The organism is Streptomyces sp. LaBMicrA B280, from assembly GCF_049222185.1.
In the GTDB taxonomy this organism is placed as follows: domain Bacteria; phylum Actinomycetota; class Actinomycetes; order Streptomycetales; family Streptomycetaceae; genus Streptomyces; species Streptomyces murinus.
The window spans coordinates 22,228-36,899 of sequence record NZ_JBMJCT010000018.1; the positions used below are offsets into that span (position 1 = coordinate 22,228).

Genomic DNA, 14,672 nt, shown 5'->3' on the forward strand with positions numbered 1-14,672 from the left:
GCACCTCCTACGACCGCCCGCTCGACGCGAACGAGGGGCCGGACGGCACGACCGCGGCGGGACCATCCCCGGCCACCGCGCCCCGGCCGCCCCTGCGGCACCGGCACCCGCTCTGGCACCGGCACCCCCTCTGGCACCGGCTCCCGCACCGGCTCTGGCGCGGCCGCCCCGAGGACCCCCGCTGGGCGCGCCCCGCCCTCCTCGGGCTGCTCGCCGCGACCCTGCTGCTGTACCTGTACGACCTGAGCGCCTCCGGCTACGCCAACTCCTTCTACGCGGCGGCCGTCCAGGCGGGCAGCACATCCTGGAAGGCGCTGTTCTTCGGCTCGCTGGACGCGGGCAACGCCATCACCGTCGACAAGCCCCCGGCCTCGCTGTGGCCGATGGAGCTGTCGGTGCGGATCTTCGGCCTGAACTCCTGGGCGATCCTCGTGCCCGAGGTGCTGATGGGCGTGGCGACCGTGGCCGTCGTGTACGCCGCCGTGCGCCGCCGCAGCGGTCCCGCGGCCGGTCTGCTCGCGGGCGCGGTGCTCGCGCTCACCCCGGTCGCGGCGCTGATGTTCCGGTTCGACAACCCGGACGCCCTGCTGGCCCTGCTGATGTCGCTGGCCTGCTATCTCGTCGTACGGGCGCTGGAGGACGGCCGGACCGGGTGGCTGGTGTGGGCCGGGGCCGCGATCGGCCTCGCCTTCCTCGCCAAGACGCTCCAGGCGTTCCTGATCCTGCCGCCGCTCGCCGTGGTGTACGCGGTGTGCGCGCCGGTCCCGCTGAAGAAGCGCCTCGGCCAACTGGCCGCCGCCACCCTCGCGTTGGTGGTGTCCGGGGGTTGGTGGGTGGCGATCGTCGAGCTGTGGCCGGCCGCGTCCCGCCCGTACATCGGCGGCTCGCAGCACAACAGCTTCCTGGAACTGACCTTCGGCTACAACGGGTTCGGACGGCTGAGCGGCGAGGAGACCGGCAGCGTCGGCGGGGGCGGTGGCCCCGGCGGCGGTGCGGGCGGCGGGATGTGGGGGGAGACCGGCTGGAGCCGGATGTTCGACTCCGAGTCCGGCGGCCAGATCTCCTGGCTGCTGCCCGCCGCGCTGATCCTGCTGGTCGCGGGGCTGGTGGCGACCCGGCGGTACCGGCGCACCTCGGTCACCCGCGGTGCGCTCCTGGTCTGGGGCGGCTCCCTGCTGACGACCATGGCGGTGTTCAGCTACATGGCGGGCATCTTCCACCAGTACTACACCGTGGCCCTCGCCCCCTATCTGGCCGCCGTCATCGGCATGGGCGCCGGGCTGCTGTGGGAGCGGCGCCGCGAGGTGTGGGCGGCGCTCGCGCTCGCCGCCTCCGTGGTGGCGGCCGCGGCCTGGGGCTATGTGCTGCTGCACCGCACCCCGGACTATCTGCCCTGGCTGAAGTGGCTGGTGCTGATCGGCGGCCTGGTGGCGGCCCTCGGCCTGATCTTCGCCGGGCGCCTCGTCCGGCCCCTCGCCCTCGGGGCCGCGGCCCTCGCCCTGGTCGCCGCGCTGGCCGGGCCGACCGCCTACACCCTGAGCACGGTGGACTCCGCGCACGAGGGCTCCATCCCGACGGCGGGCCCGGCGGGCGCGAGCATGATGGGCTTCGGCGGCGGCCGGGGCCCGGGTGCCGGCCGGACCGGCGGCGCCCGGGGCGGCCGCAACCAGGTCGTCCTCGCCTGGCTGATGCGGCAGGGGATCGATCCCATCGTCGGCGCGAGCCGGGTGCACCATGTCGAGGAGGCGCTCGCCGCACGCCAAGCAAGGTGCGCCCGGTGGCGGTCAGGGCATGCCGGGCGGGCAGAACGGGAACGGATTCCCGGGCCTCGGCGGCGACTTCGCCGGGGGCTTCCCGGGCGGCGCCCGCGAGGGCGCGGGCGGGGCAGGAGGCATGGGCGGCCTGCTGGACGGCGCGGACGTCGGCTCGGCGGCCAAGGCGCTGCTGAAGAAGGACGCCTCCCGGTACACCTGGGCCGCCGCGTCCATCGGCTCGCAGAACGCGGCGAGCTACCAACTCGCCACCGGTGACCCGGTGATGGCGATCGGCGGCTTCAACGGCACCGACCCGTCCCCGACCCTCGCCCAGTTCAAGAAGTACGTGGCCGACGGCCGGATCCACTACTTCATCGACGGCGGCGGCATGGGCGGTGGCATGGGCCGGGGCGGAGAGGGCGCCGGGCGCGGGGACGACAGCGGCACCGGCTCGGAGATCAGCTCCTGGGTCCGGAGCAACTTCAAGAAGGTGACCGTGGGCTCGGCCACCTTCTACGACCTCACCCGGCGCACAGGAAACTGAGAGGAAACGGCGGAGCGGGCCGCGCCTAAGAGCCGGGGGATATGGGTAACGGCTCAGGGATGCGGGCCCGCGCCCCCGCGCCGGCCGACCCCTGGCCTCCCGGGCAGTGACCTCCACGGGCTCCGACTGGCCGGAAACAGAGGGAGGTGCGCCGGTGACGAAGACGGCGGGGCGGACGGCGCGGGACAGTGTGTGGCTCCAGGAGGAGCCCCGGCGCGGCGGACGCGGCGGGCAGCCCTCCGGCCTCGACCGGGAGCGGATCACCGCCGCGTCCGTGCGCCTCCTGGACGCCGAGGGCCTCGCGAAGTTCTCCATGCGCCGCCTCGCCGGTGAGCTGAACGTCAGCGCGATGTCCCTGTACTGGTACGTCGACACCAAGGACGACCTGCTCGAACTCGCCCTGGACGCGGCCTACGGCGAACTGCGCCTGCCCGTCGAGGACGACGCGGCCGACTGGCGGGAGCGGCTGCGGGCGCTGGCCGCCGAGTACCGGGGCCTGCTGGTGCGCCACCCCTGGCTGTCCCGGCTGGCCGGCCAGTACCTGAACATCGGGCCCCACTCGCTGGACTTCTCCCGCAGCGTGCAGCGCACCCTCGGCCGCTCCGGGCTGCCCGCGCACCGGGTGATGGGCGCGATCTCGGCCGTCTTCCAGTTCGTCTACGGCTTCGGCACGAAGGAGGCCCAGTTCATGGGCCGGATCGCGGACTCCGGGCTGACCCCGGACGACTACTACCAGCAGGCCAGGAACTCGGTCCGGCAGGACCCGCACACCGCGGACTTCGTCCAGGAGTCCCGGCAGATCCTGGAGGCCCGCGGCGGGGGCACGGTCGCCGAGCTGATGGGCCGTGACTTCGCCTTCGCCCTGGATCTGCTGATCGCGGGCATCGAGGCGATGGTCGAACGGGGCTGAGCCCCCGCCCGGCCGCAGGGCCCGGGAAGCCCCTCCGGTCCCTCACTCCCCGCCGACCAGCCGCGCCGGGAACCCCCCGGTCGCCACCGGCCCCCAGCGCTCCGGCGTCACCCGGATGATCGACTTGCCCTGCTCCCGCATCGCCGCCCGGTACTCGTCCCAGTCGGGGTGCTCACCGGCGATGTTCCGGTAGTACTCGACCAGCGGCTCCACCGAGTCGGGGGTGTCGACGACCTCGGCGGTGCCGTCGACCTGCACCCAGGGGCCGTTCCAGTCGTCGCTGAGCACGAGCAGGCTCACCCGCGGATCCCGCTTGGCGTTGCGGGTCTTGGCCCGCTCCGGGTAGGTCGAGACCACGATGCGGCCCGAGTCGTCCACCCCGCAGGTCAGCGGGGAGGCCTGCGGGGAGCCGTCGGCGCGGCGGGTGATCAGCAGCGCCCGGTGGCGGGGTCGTACGAAGTCCAGCAGCTCGTCCAGGGAGACACGGGTGTTCGTCGCGATGTTGGGTGCCATGACCGCAGCCTAGAACGCTCCCGGCCGCCGCGAGCGGCACCGGAGGAAGGTCACTTCACCGCAATGGAGCAGCTAAAGTTCTTCTGTCCTGTGCTCGCAGTCGGGAATGTGCTGCGGAGCTCTCCTGCGCATGGCCGTACGGTCATGTCATCCGAGAGGTTCGTGGTGGCCGCGTCCGACTTTTCCGTGCCTGACTCCCCCTCGTACGACTTCGCCGCGTACGACGTCGCCGAGGCGACCCGTTCCCCCGGTGCCCTCGACCTGGCCGAGGCCCTGACGGCGGCCGCCCGTGAGCTGCACGAGAGCGCCTCCCCCGGCGCCACCCTCGACACCGCGGTCCGGCTCGCGGTGCATCTGCTGCCCGGCGCCGAACACGCCGGGGTCTGCGAGATCGAGCGGGGGGAGAGCCTGCGCACGGTCGCCTGGAGCCATGACATCGTGCGCGCCGCCGGCACCCCCGACCTGCCGCACTGGGAGCGCCTGTGGGACGCGCCGGTGGTGCGGGTGGCGGACAGCGGCGGCGCGGACGGCGCACCGCAGGAGCTGCGCTCGGTGCTGTCGATGCGGCTGCGCGCCGACCGGCGCCGGCTGACGGTGCTCACCGCCTACTCCCGGGAGCCCGGCGCCTTCGACGAGGCGGCGGCCCGGCTCGGCCGGCTGTTCACCGCGCATGTGAGCCTCGCCCTGAACTCCGTGACCGTACGCGAGCAGCTGACCGCGGCCATGCACACCCGGGACCTGATCGGACAGGCCACCGGCATCCTGATGGAACGCCTGGACATCGACGCCCAGGCCGCCTTCGAGAGCCTGGTGCGCGCCTCCCAGCGGGAGAACGTCAAGCTCCGCGATCTGGCCCGGCGCATCGTGGGCGCGACGGACAACTAGAGCGGCCCGGGCAACGGGAAGAGCCCGCCGACCGGATGCCGGTCGGCGGGCTCTTCCGGTGCCGTGGATCAGGCGGTCGGCAGGCTGTCCCCCTGCACCGCCTGGATGTCCAGCTGGACCTTCAGCGTGGTGCCGATGGCGGCGATACCGGCCTGGAGGACCTGGTTGTAGTTCATCGCGAAGTCCTCGCGGTGCAGCTCCGCCGTGGCCCGGAAGGCGGCGCGGGTGCCGCCCCACGGGTCGGCGCCGGTGCCGAGGTAGGCGAGGTCCAGGTCCACCTCGCGGACCACGCCGTGCAGGGCCAGCTCGCCGCGCACGGTCCAGCGGTCCGGACCGGCCTGGGTCAGCCCGGTGGAGCGGTAGGTGATCTCCGGGTGGTTCTCGATGTCGAGGAAGTCACCGGAGCGCAGATGCGTGTCGCGCATGCCGTTGCCGGTGTCGATGGACCCGGCCCTGATCACCGCCTCCACCCGGGACTTGGCGATGTCGTCCGGCGCGATCTCGATGGTGCCGCCGAACTCCGTGAACCGGCCGTGCACGCTGGAGATGCCCAGGTGCTGGGCGACCGCGGCGACCGAGGAGTGCGCCGGGTCGATGGTCCAGGGGCCGGGCGGGGGCAGCTCGGTGCCGCCCTGCCGGGCCAGGGTCACGGCGCCGATCTCGGCGCGGCCGCTCGCGGTGACGATCGCGCTGGACGCGGCCGGCGCGTACCCGACGGCGGTCACGATCACGGTGTACGCCCCCGGGGCCAGCTCGGTGGCATCCCGTACGGCCCCCTCGGCGTCCGCCTCGGCCCGCAGCACCTGCGTACCGGTCATGTCGGTCACCGTGACGACCGCGTGCGACACGGCCCACCCGTCCCGCGTACGGATCTTCGCGGTCAGTCCCATCCCGTTTTCTCCCTGCGAGGCCATGCAAATCGGTCATAAGAATCCGGCCCGTGGCGGCGGACGGCTCCGCTCGGAGCGTGCCCTGCCACGGGCCGGGTGGAACTACTCGCCGGGGTGGGCGAGTTCGATGTCGTGACCGTCGGCACCGGTGCCGGTGACGGTCAGCGCGGTCGCCACCGGCGGGTAGCCGGTCGCGATGACGGTGTACTCACCGCTGTCCAGGTCGGTGAAGGCGTACGCGCCGTCCGTACCCGTGGTGGCGCTGCCGACCACGTTCCCGGCCTGGTCGACCAGGGTCACCCGGGCGTCGGCCAGCGGTCCGTGCGGGGCCTTGACGACGCCCTGGAGACGGGCACCGGCGTCCAGGTCGACGCCGACCCGGGTGACACCGGTGGCGGCCACCTCGACGGGCAGGGCGCGCGGCCGGAAACCGCCCGCGTTGACGGCGACGGTCACCGGTCCGGGCACCAGGTCGGTGAAGGCGAACTCGCCCTGCTCCCCGGTCGCGGCGGTGGCCAGCAGGTCACCGCGCACATCGGTGACGATCACCATGGCGTCCTTGACCGGCAGCGCGCTCCCGCTCGCCCGCACCACACCGGTCAGCCCGCTGGTGCCGCTGAGCAGGATGTCGTACGACAGCGGTTCCTCGCCCACCACGACGGTGGAGGCCTGCGGCTGGTAGCCGTCGGCGGCGGCGATCAGGACGTAGCTGCCGGTGCCGGGGGCGGCCAGCGCGTAGGAGCCGTCGCCCTGGGCGACGGAGCGGCCCAGCTGGCGGCCGGCCAGCGAGATCAGAGTGACCGCGGCCCCCGGGACCGGGGCGCTCTCGGCGCCGCGGACGAAGCCGTGCACCGGGGTGCCGTCGCCGCCCGAACCGGGCTCGGCGATGGTCGCCACGGCCGTCATCGGGGCCGCGCTCGCGGTGGCGGTGGCCAGCGCCTCGGTGGCGCCGAGCACCGGAGCGGGCGCGGTCAGGCTGGGCACCTTCTCCTGGACGGGCTCGTCCGGCACGTTCCGCATGGTGTTCTCCACAGTGCTCTCCAGGGTGTTCTCCACGGTCCCCGCCTTCTCCTGCGCGGCCTGGGTCAGCGCGCCGGTCGTCCGCAGCGGGACCTCCTTGATGAACATCACCACGATGAAGGCGACCAGGGCGCAGGGTGCCGCGTAGAGGAAGACGTCGGCGATGCCGTGCCCGTAGGCGCTTTCCAGCCAATGACGGATCGGCAGGGGCAGGCTGTTCATGTCGGGCAGCTCGCCGCCGCCCACGGCCTGGGCCGCGGCCATCCGGGCCTTCGGGCTCAGCTCGCCGATGCTGTTCGCGGCGTAGTGGCTGATCCGGTCCGACATGACCGAGCCGAGCACGCCGACGCCGACCGCACCACCGAGGGAGCGGAAGAAGCTCACCGTGGAGGAGGCGGCGCCCAGGTCCTTCGGGGCGACCTGGTTCTGCGTGGAGAGCACCAGGTTCTGCATCATCATGCCGACGCCGATGCCCAGGAGCGCCATGTAGATGGACAGCTGCCAGTAGGGGGTGTCGTAGCGCATCAGGCTGAGCAGGGACAGCCCCGCGGTGAGGAACAGGCCACCGGCGACCAGCCAGTTCTTCCAGCGTCCGGTGTTGGAGATGATCCGCCCGGAGACCATGGAGGAGATGAACAGACCACCGATCATCGGGATGGTCATCACACCGGACATGGTCGGGGACTTGTCCCGTGCCAGCTGGAAGTACTGCGAGAAGAAGACGGTGCCCGAGTACATGCCGACACCGACGAACAGGGAGGCCACCGAGGCCAGCGAGATCGTGCGGTTGCGGAACAGGCGCAGCGGGATGATCGGCTCCGCCGCCTTGGTCTCGGTGAAGACGAAGGCCAGCGCGAGCAGGAGCGTGCCGCCCACCATCACGTACGTCTGCCAGGACAGCCAGTCGTACTTGTCGTTGGCGAAGGTCACCCAGATCAGCAGCAGCGAGGCGGCCGCGGTGATGAAGAAGGCGCCGAGCCAGTCGACCTTGACCTCGCGCTTGGTGAGCGGCAGGTGCAGGGTCTTCTGCAGGACGATCAGCGCGATCAGCGCGAAGGGGATGCCGACGAACAGGCAGTAGCGCCAGCCGAGCCAGCTGGTGTCGGTGATGACACCGCCGAGCAGCGGGCCGCCGACGGTGGCGACGGCGAAGGTGGCGCCGGTGTAGCCGGAGTACCGGCCGCGCTCGCGCGGGGCGATCATCGCGGCCAGGATGACCTGCACCAGGGCGGACAGACCGCCGGCGCCGAGGCCCTGGACCACCCGGGCGGTGATCAGCATCGCCGGGTTCTGCGCGAGACCGGCGATGATCGAGCCGGCCACGTAGATGACCAGGGATATCTGGACGAGCGCCTTCTTGCTCATCAGGTCGGACAGCTTGCCCCACAGGGGCACGGAGGCGGTCATCGCCAGCAGGGCCGCGGTGACGACCCAGGTGTACGCGGACTGGCCGCCGCCGAGGTCCTTGATGATCGTCGGCAGGGCGTTGGTGACGATCGTGGAGGACAGGATGGCGGCGAACAGGCCCAGCAGCAGGCCGGAGAGCGCCTCCATGATCTGGCGGTGGGTCATCGGGGCGTCGCCCGCCGAGGAGCCTCCCCCGTGCTTGGCGTGAGCCCGCACACCGGCTGGTGTGGTCGTTGCCATGGGCTTCCTTTTCTTACGTGCTTGCGGGTGTACGGGTGGTCTCTTCGACTACGGGGGTGGGCGGCCGGGCCGCGGGGGACCGGCAGTCGCCGAACGACGAGCGCAGGCGGGTCATCAGCCGGATGAGCTGGCCGACCTCGTCGTCGGTCCAGTCACCGAGGCGCTCGGCGAGCAGCTGAGAGGTCCGCCGGGACAGCTCGTCCAGCTGCGCCTGGCCCGCGGGCGTCAGGCGCAGGATGCGCGAGCGCTTGTCCGCCGGGTCCGGGTGCCGTTCGATCCAGCCGCGTGCGGCCACATGCGCGACGTGCCGACTGGTCACCGACAGATCGACGGCCAGCAGCTCCGCGAGCTTGCTCATGCGCATGTCGCCGTGTCGGCCGAGCAGCGTCAGCACGGCGGCCGAGCCACCGGGACACTCCGGGGGCAGTACCCGTACGAGGTCCCGTTTGACGGCGCCGACGGCGCTGAGCTGACGCGCAAGCTCGTCAAACTGCGCATGCTCGGCCATCACACCTCCCGTATTCGTTGCTTAGGGCAACCATAAGGGCCATTGGTTGCTACAGGCAAATAAGTGAGGGGTCCCCTGTGTAAAACTCTGGCAAAGGCATGGCGTTGCGGATGTGAATATGCGGGCAGGTGCGCGAAGGGTGTCCCCGTCTGTCCCGGTGGCCCCCCACTTGGGTGCCCCGGCCCGTCTTCGCTAAGGTCTCGGCTCATGGCTAACACCCAGGGCCCCCAGGGCAATTACGACCCTGCCGGCAGCACTCAGATGTTCCGCGCGTTCGTCGACGAGGCTCCGCAGGGGCGTCAGCAGCAGGCGGCCGCCCCCACGTCCTCCGGTCCGCGCGTCGGCGTGATCATCGGCGTCATCGTGGCCCTCGTGGTCGTGGCCGGCGTCGCCTGGCTCGCGCTGAAGTAACCCGCGCACCCGGAGGAGGCACACCCCTTCTCCGGTGCTCACTTCCACTGGACGGACAGGTCCCGCGTCTCGATGTGCATGCCGAGTGGCACGCGCCAGGCGTCGAGGCACACCGTCCAGGTGTGGTCCGCGCGCGCCCCGGCACCGATCGGCACCGGCAGCGCCTCGGACGTCCGCACGGTCGACCAGTCGATGCCGAGCGCCCCGATGACGTGCGTCCCGAACGTCACCGACCCCGAACGCACCACCGTGCCCCCGGCGTTCCAGAAGCCCACGGTCACCTTCTGGCACCACCGCTGATCCCCGTCCGCCGTCACCGGCTCTCCCCAGGAGAGGGCGGCGGACGCGGGAGGCGCGGTGGGCGTGGGGGCCGGGTCCGGTGGGACGGGAGCGGGGGCCGTACGTCCGGCACCCGCACCGGTGCTCGCAGTCGTGCCCGTGCCGGTCGGGGAGGGCCGGTCCGGCGCGCTCGGTACGGGGGCCTCGTCGGCCCGCGCGGGGCCCGGTCCGGAGCCGGTGCCGCCCGGCGGGGAGCCGGTGGTGCCCGGGGCAGTCGTCCGACCGCCCTTCGGCCCGTCCAGCGGGACCATCGTCACCGATCCCGTGGGGCTCGCGTCGACCGGGCCCGTGCGCCCCGCGCCGCCCACCGCCACATAGCCGCCGCCCCCGCCGCCCGCGCCGGCGCACGCCCCCAGGCGCCCCCGCCGCCCGCGCCGGCGCACGCCCCCAGGGCCGCGCCCAGGCACACGACGGCCGCCGAGGCTCCCGCGAGGGCGCGCCGGCGGCCGGGTGACCATGTCGTCGTACGAAGCGTCCCGTGACGAAGCATCCGGCCATGGTGGCTGACGCTCCGTCAGATGGGAACCCTCAGTCCGAGATCAGACCCTCGCGCAGCTGGGACAGGGTCCGGGTGAGCAGCCGGGAGACATGCATCTGGGAGATGCCGACCTCCTCGCCGATCTGCGACTGCGTCATGTTGGCGAAGAAGCGCAGCATGATGATCCGCCGCTCCCTGGGCGGGAGTTTGGCCAGCAGCGGCTTGAGGGACTCGCGGTACTCCACGCCTTCGAGGGCGGTGTCCTCGTAACCCAGCCGGTCGGCCAGGGAGCCCTCGCCGCCGTCGTCCTCCGGGGCCGGGGAGTCCAGCGAGGAGGCGGTGTACGCGTTGCCGACCGCGAGGCCGTCGACCACGTCCTCCTCGGAGACGCCGAGGACAGCGGCCAGTTCGGTCACCGTGGGGGAGCGGTCCAGCTTCTGCGACAGCTCGTCGCTGGCCTTGGTGAGGGCCAGGCGCAGCTCCTGGAGGCGGCGCGGCACGCGCACCGACCAGGAGGTGTCACGGAAGAAGCGCTTGATCTCGCCGACCACCGTCGGCATCGCGAACGTCGGGAACTCCACGCCCCGTTCGCAGTCGAAGCGGTCGATCGCCTTGATCAGGCCGATGGTGCCGACCTGGACGATGTCCTCCATCGGCTCGTTGCGCGAGCGGAAGCGCGCCGCCGCGTAGCGGACCAGCGGCAGGTTCAGCTCGATCAGGGTGTCCCGGACGTAGGCGCGCTCGGGGCTGTTCTCGTCCAGCGCGGCCAGGCGCAGGAACAGGGAGCGGGACAGGGTGCGGGTGTCGATGGCCTCGCCCGTGGACGGGGTGGCCGGGGCCGGCACGGCGTCGAGGGACGTGACGCCCTCGATGCCGTCGAGGACGTCGAGTGCGTCGAGCTCCTTGGGCGCCGCCTCGCTCTTCGCGGGCGTCAGCACTTTCGAGCTGCCCTGTTCTGCGGACATGCCACCCCCTTCGGGTCGCGGGACGGTCGCGGCCGCGCCGTCGGTCGAGCAACGCAGCCTTCACCTGAATACCGGTGCCGAGGCCCCGGCAAACGCGTCTTCCGCAGAATGTCACATGTCGGCAACGCGCTGTAGAGACATGTCGACACGGAAGATCCGAATCGCCGCTGGATAAAAGGGGTCTGACGGGCTTTCGGGTCCACAACTCCGGCAACGGCCCTGGTGAGCGAATCGCTCGCGGCGGTGAGTGCTCGATCGGGTTTGCGATGCAGAGCTGTTCGGGTGTGTGCTTCGGTGCGCCCACCGTGCGACCACCGACTTGCCCGGTATGCGCCCGGGGCTCTGTTATACGTCGGGCCTCTTGTGGGGCGGCCGTTGTCACCCGTTACGCGTCGATGCGGTTCGCCGAGCGCAGCCGCTGGAAGCTGCGGGCGAGCAGCCGCGAGACATGCATCTGGGAGACGCCGAGTTCCGCGCTGATCTGCGACTGGGTGAGGTTGCTGTAGTAGCGCAGCAGCAGGATCCGCTGTTCGCGCTCGGGGAGTTGGACCAGGAGGTGGCGGACCAGGTCGCGGTGCTCCACGCCGTCCAGGGCCGGGTCCTCGTAGCCGATGCGGTCCAGCAGCCCGGGCAGCCCGTCGCCCTCCTGCGCGGCCTCCAGGGAGGTGGCGTGGTACGAGCGGCCCGCCTCGATGCAACTGAGCACCTCCTCCTCGCTGATCCGCAGCCGCTCGGCGATCTCGGCGGTGGAGGGGGAGCGGCCGTGCAGCGTGGTCAGGTCCTCGGTGGCGCTGTTGACCTGCACCCACAGCTCGTGCAGCCGGCGCGGTACGTGCACGGTGCGGACGTTGTCCCGGAAGTACCGCTTGATCTCGCCCACGACGGTCGGCATGGCGAAGGTCGGGAACTGCACGCCCCGGTCCGGGTCGAAGCGGTCGATGGCGTTGATCAGGCCGATGGTGCCGACCTGGATCACGTCCTCCATGGGCTCGTTGCGGGAGCGGAAGCGGGCGGCGGCGTAGCGCACGAGCGGGAGGTTCGCCTCGATCAGCGCGCCCCGCACGCGGTTGTGCTCCGGAGTGCCGGGGGCGAGCTCCTTCAGCTCGGCGAAGAGCACCTGGGTGAGGGCCCGGGTGTCCGCGCCGCGGCGCTTCCCTGGGGGCACAGAGGCGGGGACGGGGGCCTCCTCCTGGGGCGGCGCAGTACTGGCCGGCACGGTCAACGCCACCCCTTCGGTCAATCATCCGTCAAAAGCGGTCATAGCATCACAAGACATGTGCACTGTGTGCAAGCACCGGATAACGCCGTGTTGTGTTCAAACGTTGACAAGTTGGGGCGCGGAACGCACGAAAGCCCCCCGCCTGCACGGCGGGAGGCTTTGGGAAGGCTCGGCGGGAAGGGGGCCTAGAACTCGTAGTCCGCGATCACCCACGTGGCGAACTCGCGCCACAGGGCGACGCCCGCCTGATGGGCCGGGTGCTCCAGATAGCGCTGGAGGGCACCGGTGTCCTCGACCGCCGAGTTGATCGCGAAGTCGTAGGCGATCGGCCGGTCGGTGATGTTCCAGGCGCACTCCCAGGAACGCAGTTCCTCGATCCGCTCCGGCAGCGCTCGGAAGGCCGCCACGCCCGCCGCGACCCGCGGATCGTCGCGCTCGACGCCCTCGTTGAGCTTGAACAGGACCAGGTGGCGGATCATGCGGAGTACCTCAGTTCTTTCCTCCGTTGGCGGCCCAGGTCATGAAGTCCCCGATGGCCCTGGCCGCGTCCGATATGCCCTCGAAGCCTATCTGGACATAGCTGGCCGCCTTGGCCGGGTCCGTGATGATCACGTACAGCACGAAGACCACGAGCGCGTACAGAACGATCTTCTTGGCGTTCACCGCCACCGCGGCCCTCCCGTGTGTCCATGGCCCGATGGGCCCCTGCCTGCCGGCGGTGAGTGTAACGTTCACCCCTTTATCGGGGGCCAACGGCCCGCCGCGCAAGGCGATTTGGGCGGATGCGGAAAGGGCCCCGTCTTGCGACGAGGCCCTTTCGGAAGCGGTAGCGGAGGGATTTGAACCCTCGGTGACGGGTTACGCCACACTCGCTTTCGAGGCGAGCTCCTTCGGCCGCTCGGACACGCTACCGAGGGAGACCCTACAGCACGGTGGGGTGTGGTTCGAAATCGGTGTTCAGCGATCCCGGAAAAACTCCGTGAGCAGCGCGGCGCACTCCCCCGCGAGGACGCCTTCGACGACCTCCGGGCGGTGATTGAGCCGCCGGTCGCGCAGCACGTCCCACAGCGAGCCCGCGGCGCCCGCCTTGTCGTCCCGGGCGCCGTAGACCACCCGGTCCACCCGGGACTGCACCAGCGCGCCCGCGCACATGGTGCAGGGCTCCAGGGTGACCACGAGCGTGCAGCCGGTCAGCCGCCACTCGCCGACGCGCGCGGCGGCCCGCCGGATCGCCACGACCTCGGCGTGGGCCGTGGGATCGCCGGTGGCCTCGCGCTCGTTGTGCCCGGTGGCGAGCACCGTCGTACCGTCCGGGGACAGGACGACGGCGCCTACGGGGACGTCCCCGCCCCGGGCGGCGGCCCCGGCCTCGGCCAGGGCGAGCCGCATCGCGTCCCGCCAGGGGTCGCGCACCGGGTCCGGTGCCGTACGGGTGTCACCCACCGGTCGCCCCGCGGTCAGCGGACGGTCTCCAGCACCTCCGAGGCGCCCAGGGCCTCGGCGATGGAACCGAGCGCGTCCTCGGCGTCCAGGGTGCGCAGTTCCTTCTCGCCGATGCCGAGGTCGTCGAGGATCTCGCTGTCGCCGACCGGGCTGTGCGGCACCGCGTCGCCGGTGCCGCCTTCCTCGTCCCCGTCGTCGTCGGCCTCGGACTCGCCGTCCTCGGTGCCGTCGAGGTCGAGTTCGTCCAAATCGGGGCCGTCGGCGGCGCCGGGCTCCCGGCCCAGCAGCTCATCGGTGAGCAGCAGCTCCCCGTAGGCGCTGCGGGCGGCGGCGGCCGCGTCCGAGACGTAGATGCGGGGGTCTTCCTCCCCGTCCACGCGGACGACGCCGAACCACGCGTCCTCCTGCTCGATCAGGACGAGCACCGTGTCCTCCTCGGGAGAGGATTCACGGGCCAGGTCGGCCAGATCCGACAGGGTCTCCACATCGTCGAGCTCTGTGTCGCTCGCTTTCCACCCGTCTTCGGTGCGCGCGAGCAGTGCGGCGAAGTACACCGTGACTCTCCCACTGGTCATAGGCGTGCCGGTTGGGGGTCCCCCCGGCGGAGGTTCTGGGCGGGGAGAGCTGGGCTCCGAGCCCCACCCACTCGGAATCGTGGCAGAAACAAGGCGTTCAGGGGACGTCTTCGGCTCCCTGTGTCTGGCGGTTTCGAGCGTGAATCGTCACAGAGTCACCAGCGCTCTCATTGCGGCCACCTGCGGATCGTACGCGGCTTTGCGAGACGCTCACGCACGCCCACCTCGGAAACTCCGGCCCGGCCGGCGATCTTCCTCACCCGCTTCTTGCCCAGGGGTCCCAGCTCATGGCCCCGGCCTCACCAACGGAAGGTCCGCATCCGCATCGCGTGGCGCAGCCGGGCCGCCTTGGCGCGTCGCGGCTGGACCCGCTCGCGCAGGGCGCGGGCCTCGGCCAGCTCGCGCAGGAACCGGGCTCTGCGACGGCGCCGTTCGGCCTCGGTCTCGGGACCCGTGGCCCTGGCCCCGTACGCGCCTTCGGGAGTATCAGGCAGGTCAGACACGTCACACCACCCCAGTCCGTCCCTGTCACCTTCCCCCGGACGGCCGGTTTGACGCCAGCGCGTACCGG

General features: G+C 71.8%; 15 protein-coding genes, 1 tRNA gene and 1 pseudogene. 4 read left to right on the forward strand and 13 right to left on the reverse strand.

What is annotated here, in order from left to right:
* Nucleotides 1–130 precede the first annotated feature (130 nt).
* Nucleotides 131–2,295 (forward strand): annotated as a pseudogene (locus ACLF5H_RS17530) (ArnT family glycosyltransferase); the annotation flags it as partial.
* A gap of 157 nt (nucleotides 2,296–2,452) precedes the next feature.
* On the forward strand, nucleotides 2,453–3,208 hold the full coding sequence (locus ACLF5H_RS17535; protein ID WP_421676962.1) for a TetR/AcrR family transcriptional regulator: 756 nt from the start codon (nucleotides 2,453–2,455) through the stop codon (nucleotides 3,206–3,208).
* Nucleotides 3,209–3,250: 42 nt separating this feature from the next.
* Here ACLF5H_RS17535 and ACLF5H_RS17540 read toward each other — a convergent pair whose 3' ends face one another.
* Complete coding sequence (locus ACLF5H_RS17540; protein WP_421676963.1) at nucleotides 3,251–3,721, reverse strand: PPOX class F420-dependent oxidoreductase; 471 nt, start codon at nucleotides 3,719–3,721, stop codon at nucleotides 3,251–3,253.
* A 144-nt stretch (nucleotides 3,722–3,865) separates the two neighbouring features.
* Here ACLF5H_RS17540 and ACLF5H_RS17545 point away from each other — a divergent pair, with 144 nt between their 5' ends.
* Entirely contained in the window at nucleotides 3,866–4,606 is a 741-nt protein-coding gene (locus ACLF5H_RS17545) for a GAF and ANTAR domain-containing protein (protein ID WP_421676964.1), read from the forward strand.
* 68 nt (nucleotides 4,607–4,674) lie between these two features.
* Here ACLF5H_RS17545 and ACLF5H_RS17550 read toward each other — a convergent pair whose 3' ends face one another.
* The 3 genes from ACLF5H_RS17550 to ACLF5H_RS17560 form a co-directional block, all read right to left on the reverse strand.
* Nucleotides 4,675–5,496, reverse strand: coding sequence for a YceI family protein (locus ACLF5H_RS17550; protein WP_421676965.1), 822 nt, complete (start codon nucleotides 5,494–5,496; stop codon nucleotides 4,675–4,677).
* Between the two features lie 102 nt (nucleotides 5,497–5,598).
* Nucleotides 5,599–8,163 carry an MFS transporter gene (locus ACLF5H_RS17555; RefSeq protein ID WP_421676966.1) on the reverse strand — a complete coding sequence of 855 codons (2,565 nt, stop codon included), beginning with the start codon at nucleotides 8,161–8,163 and terminating at the stop codon, nucleotides 5,599–5,601.
* A 13-nt stretch (nucleotides 8,164–8,176) separates the two neighbouring features.
* Complete coding sequence (locus ACLF5H_RS17560) at nucleotides 8,177–8,671, reverse strand: MarR family winged helix-turn-helix transcriptional regulator (RefSeq protein ID WP_085565537.1); 495 nt, start codon at nucleotides 8,669–8,671, stop codon at nucleotides 8,177–8,179.
* A 207-nt stretch (nucleotides 8,672–8,878) separates the two neighbouring features.
* On the opposite strand from ACLF5H_RS17560, the gene ACLF5H_RS17565 reads away from it, so the two are divergent.
* Entirely contained in the window at nucleotides 8,879–9,082 is a 204-nt protein-coding gene (locus ACLF5H_RS17565) for a hypothetical protein (RefSeq protein WP_086810986.1), read from the forward strand.
* A 38-nt stretch (nucleotides 9,083–9,120) separates the two neighbouring features.
* Here the strand turns inward: ACLF5H_RS17565 and ACLF5H_RS17570 are convergent, their stop codons facing one another.
* The 9 genes from ACLF5H_RS17570 to ACLF5H_RS17610 all read right to left on the reverse strand — a co-directional run bounded on the left by ACLF5H_RS17570 (nucleotide 9,121) and on the right by ACLF5H_RS17610 (nucleotide 14,604).
* Nucleotides 9,121–9,804 (reverse strand): hypothetical protein, encoded by a 684-nt coding sequence (locus ACLF5H_RS17570; RefSeq protein WP_421676967.1) that lies wholly within the window; start codon nucleotides 9,802–9,804, stop codon nucleotides 9,121–9,123.
* Between the two features lie 145 nt (nucleotides 9,805–9,949).
* Nucleotides 9,950–10,864: an RNA polymerase sigma factor SigF gene (locus ACLF5H_RS17575; RefSeq protein WP_145488497.1), complete on the reverse strand. Its 915-nt coding sequence runs from the start codon at nucleotides 10,862–10,864 to the stop codon at nucleotides 9,950–9,952.
* 385 nt (nucleotides 10,865–11,249) lie between these two features.
* Nucleotides 11,250–12,086 (reverse strand): RNA polymerase sigma factor SigF, encoded by an 837-nt coding sequence (locus ACLF5H_RS17580; protein WP_421677016.1) that lies wholly within the window; start codon nucleotides 12,084–12,086, stop codon nucleotides 11,250–11,252.
* Nucleotides 12,087–12,268: 182 nt separating this feature from the next.
* Nucleotides 12,269–12,562, reverse strand: coding sequence for a Dabb family protein (locus ACLF5H_RS17585; protein WP_361671787.1), 294 nt, complete (start codon nucleotides 12,560–12,562; stop codon nucleotides 12,269–12,271).
* 10 nt (nucleotides 12,563–12,572) lie between these two features.
* The gene (locus ACLF5H_RS17590; protein ID WP_037650636.1) at nucleotides 12,573–12,752 is read right to left on the reverse strand and encodes a hypothetical protein; all 180 of its coding nucleotides are present in this window, start codon (nucleotides 12,750–12,752) and stop codon (nucleotides 12,573–12,575) included.
* Nucleotides 12,753–12,907: 155 nt separating this feature from the next.
* Nucleotides 12,908–12,995, reverse strand: a tRNA-Ser gene (locus ACLF5H_RS17595).
* A gap of 45 nt (nucleotides 12,996–13,040) precedes the next feature.
* Entirely contained in the window at nucleotides 13,041–13,472 is a 432-nt protein-coding gene (gene tadA / locus ACLF5H_RS17600; RefSeq protein ID WP_421677017.1) for a tRNA adenosine(34) deaminase TadA, read from the reverse strand.
* A gap of 68 nt (nucleotides 13,473–13,540) precedes the next feature.
* Nucleotides 13,541–14,080 (reverse strand): hypothetical protein, encoded by a 540-nt coding sequence (locus tag ACLF5H_RS17605; protein ID WP_421677018.1) that lies wholly within the window; start codon nucleotides 14,078–14,080, stop codon nucleotides 13,541–13,543.
* Nucleotides 14,081–14,400: 320 nt separating this feature from the next.
* On the reverse strand, nucleotides 14,401–14,604 hold the full coding sequence (locus tag ACLF5H_RS17610; RefSeq protein ID WP_421676968.1) for a hypothetical protein: 204 nt from the start codon (nucleotides 14,602–14,604) through the stop codon (nucleotides 14,401–14,403).
* Nucleotides 14,605–14,672: the final 68 nt, after the last annotated feature.

Coding starts and splice junctions, on each gene's coding strand:
- ACLF5H_RS17540 (WP_421676963.1), bottom strand. CDS start 3,721: ATGGCACCCAACATCGCGACGAACACCCGTGTCTCCCTGGACGAGCTG.
- ACLF5H_RS17545 (WP_421676964.1), top strand. CDS start 3,866: ATGTCATCCGAGAGGTTCGTGGTGGCCGCGTCCGACTTTTCCGTGCCT.
- ACLF5H_RS17550 (WP_421676965.1), bottom strand. CDS start 5,496: ATGGGACTGACCGCGAAGATCCGTACGCGGGACGGGTGGGCCGTGTCG.
- ACLF5H_RS17555 (WP_421676966.1), bottom strand. CDS start 8,163: ATGGCAACGACCACACCAGCCGGTGTGCGGGCTCACGCCAAGCACGGG.
- ACLF5H_RS17560 (WP_085565537.1), bottom strand. CDS start 8,671: ATGGCCGAGCATGCGCAGTTTGACGAGCTTGCGCGTCAGCTCAGCGCC.
- ACLF5H_RS17565 (WP_086810986.1), top strand. CDS start 8,879: ATGGCTAACACCCAGGGCCCCCAGGGCAATTACGACCCTGCCGGCAGC.
- ACLF5H_RS17575 (WP_145488497.1), bottom strand. CDS start 10,864: ATGTCCGCAGAACAGGGCAGCTCGAAAGTGCTGACGCCCGCGAAGAGC.
- ACLF5H_RS17585 (WP_361671787.1), bottom strand. CDS start 12,562: ATGATCCGCCACCTGGTCCTGTTCAAGCTCAACGAGGGCGTCGAGCGC.
- tadA (WP_421677017.1), bottom strand. CDS start 13,472: ATGCGGCTCGCCCTGGCCGAGGCCGGGGCCGCCGCCCGGGGCGGGGAC.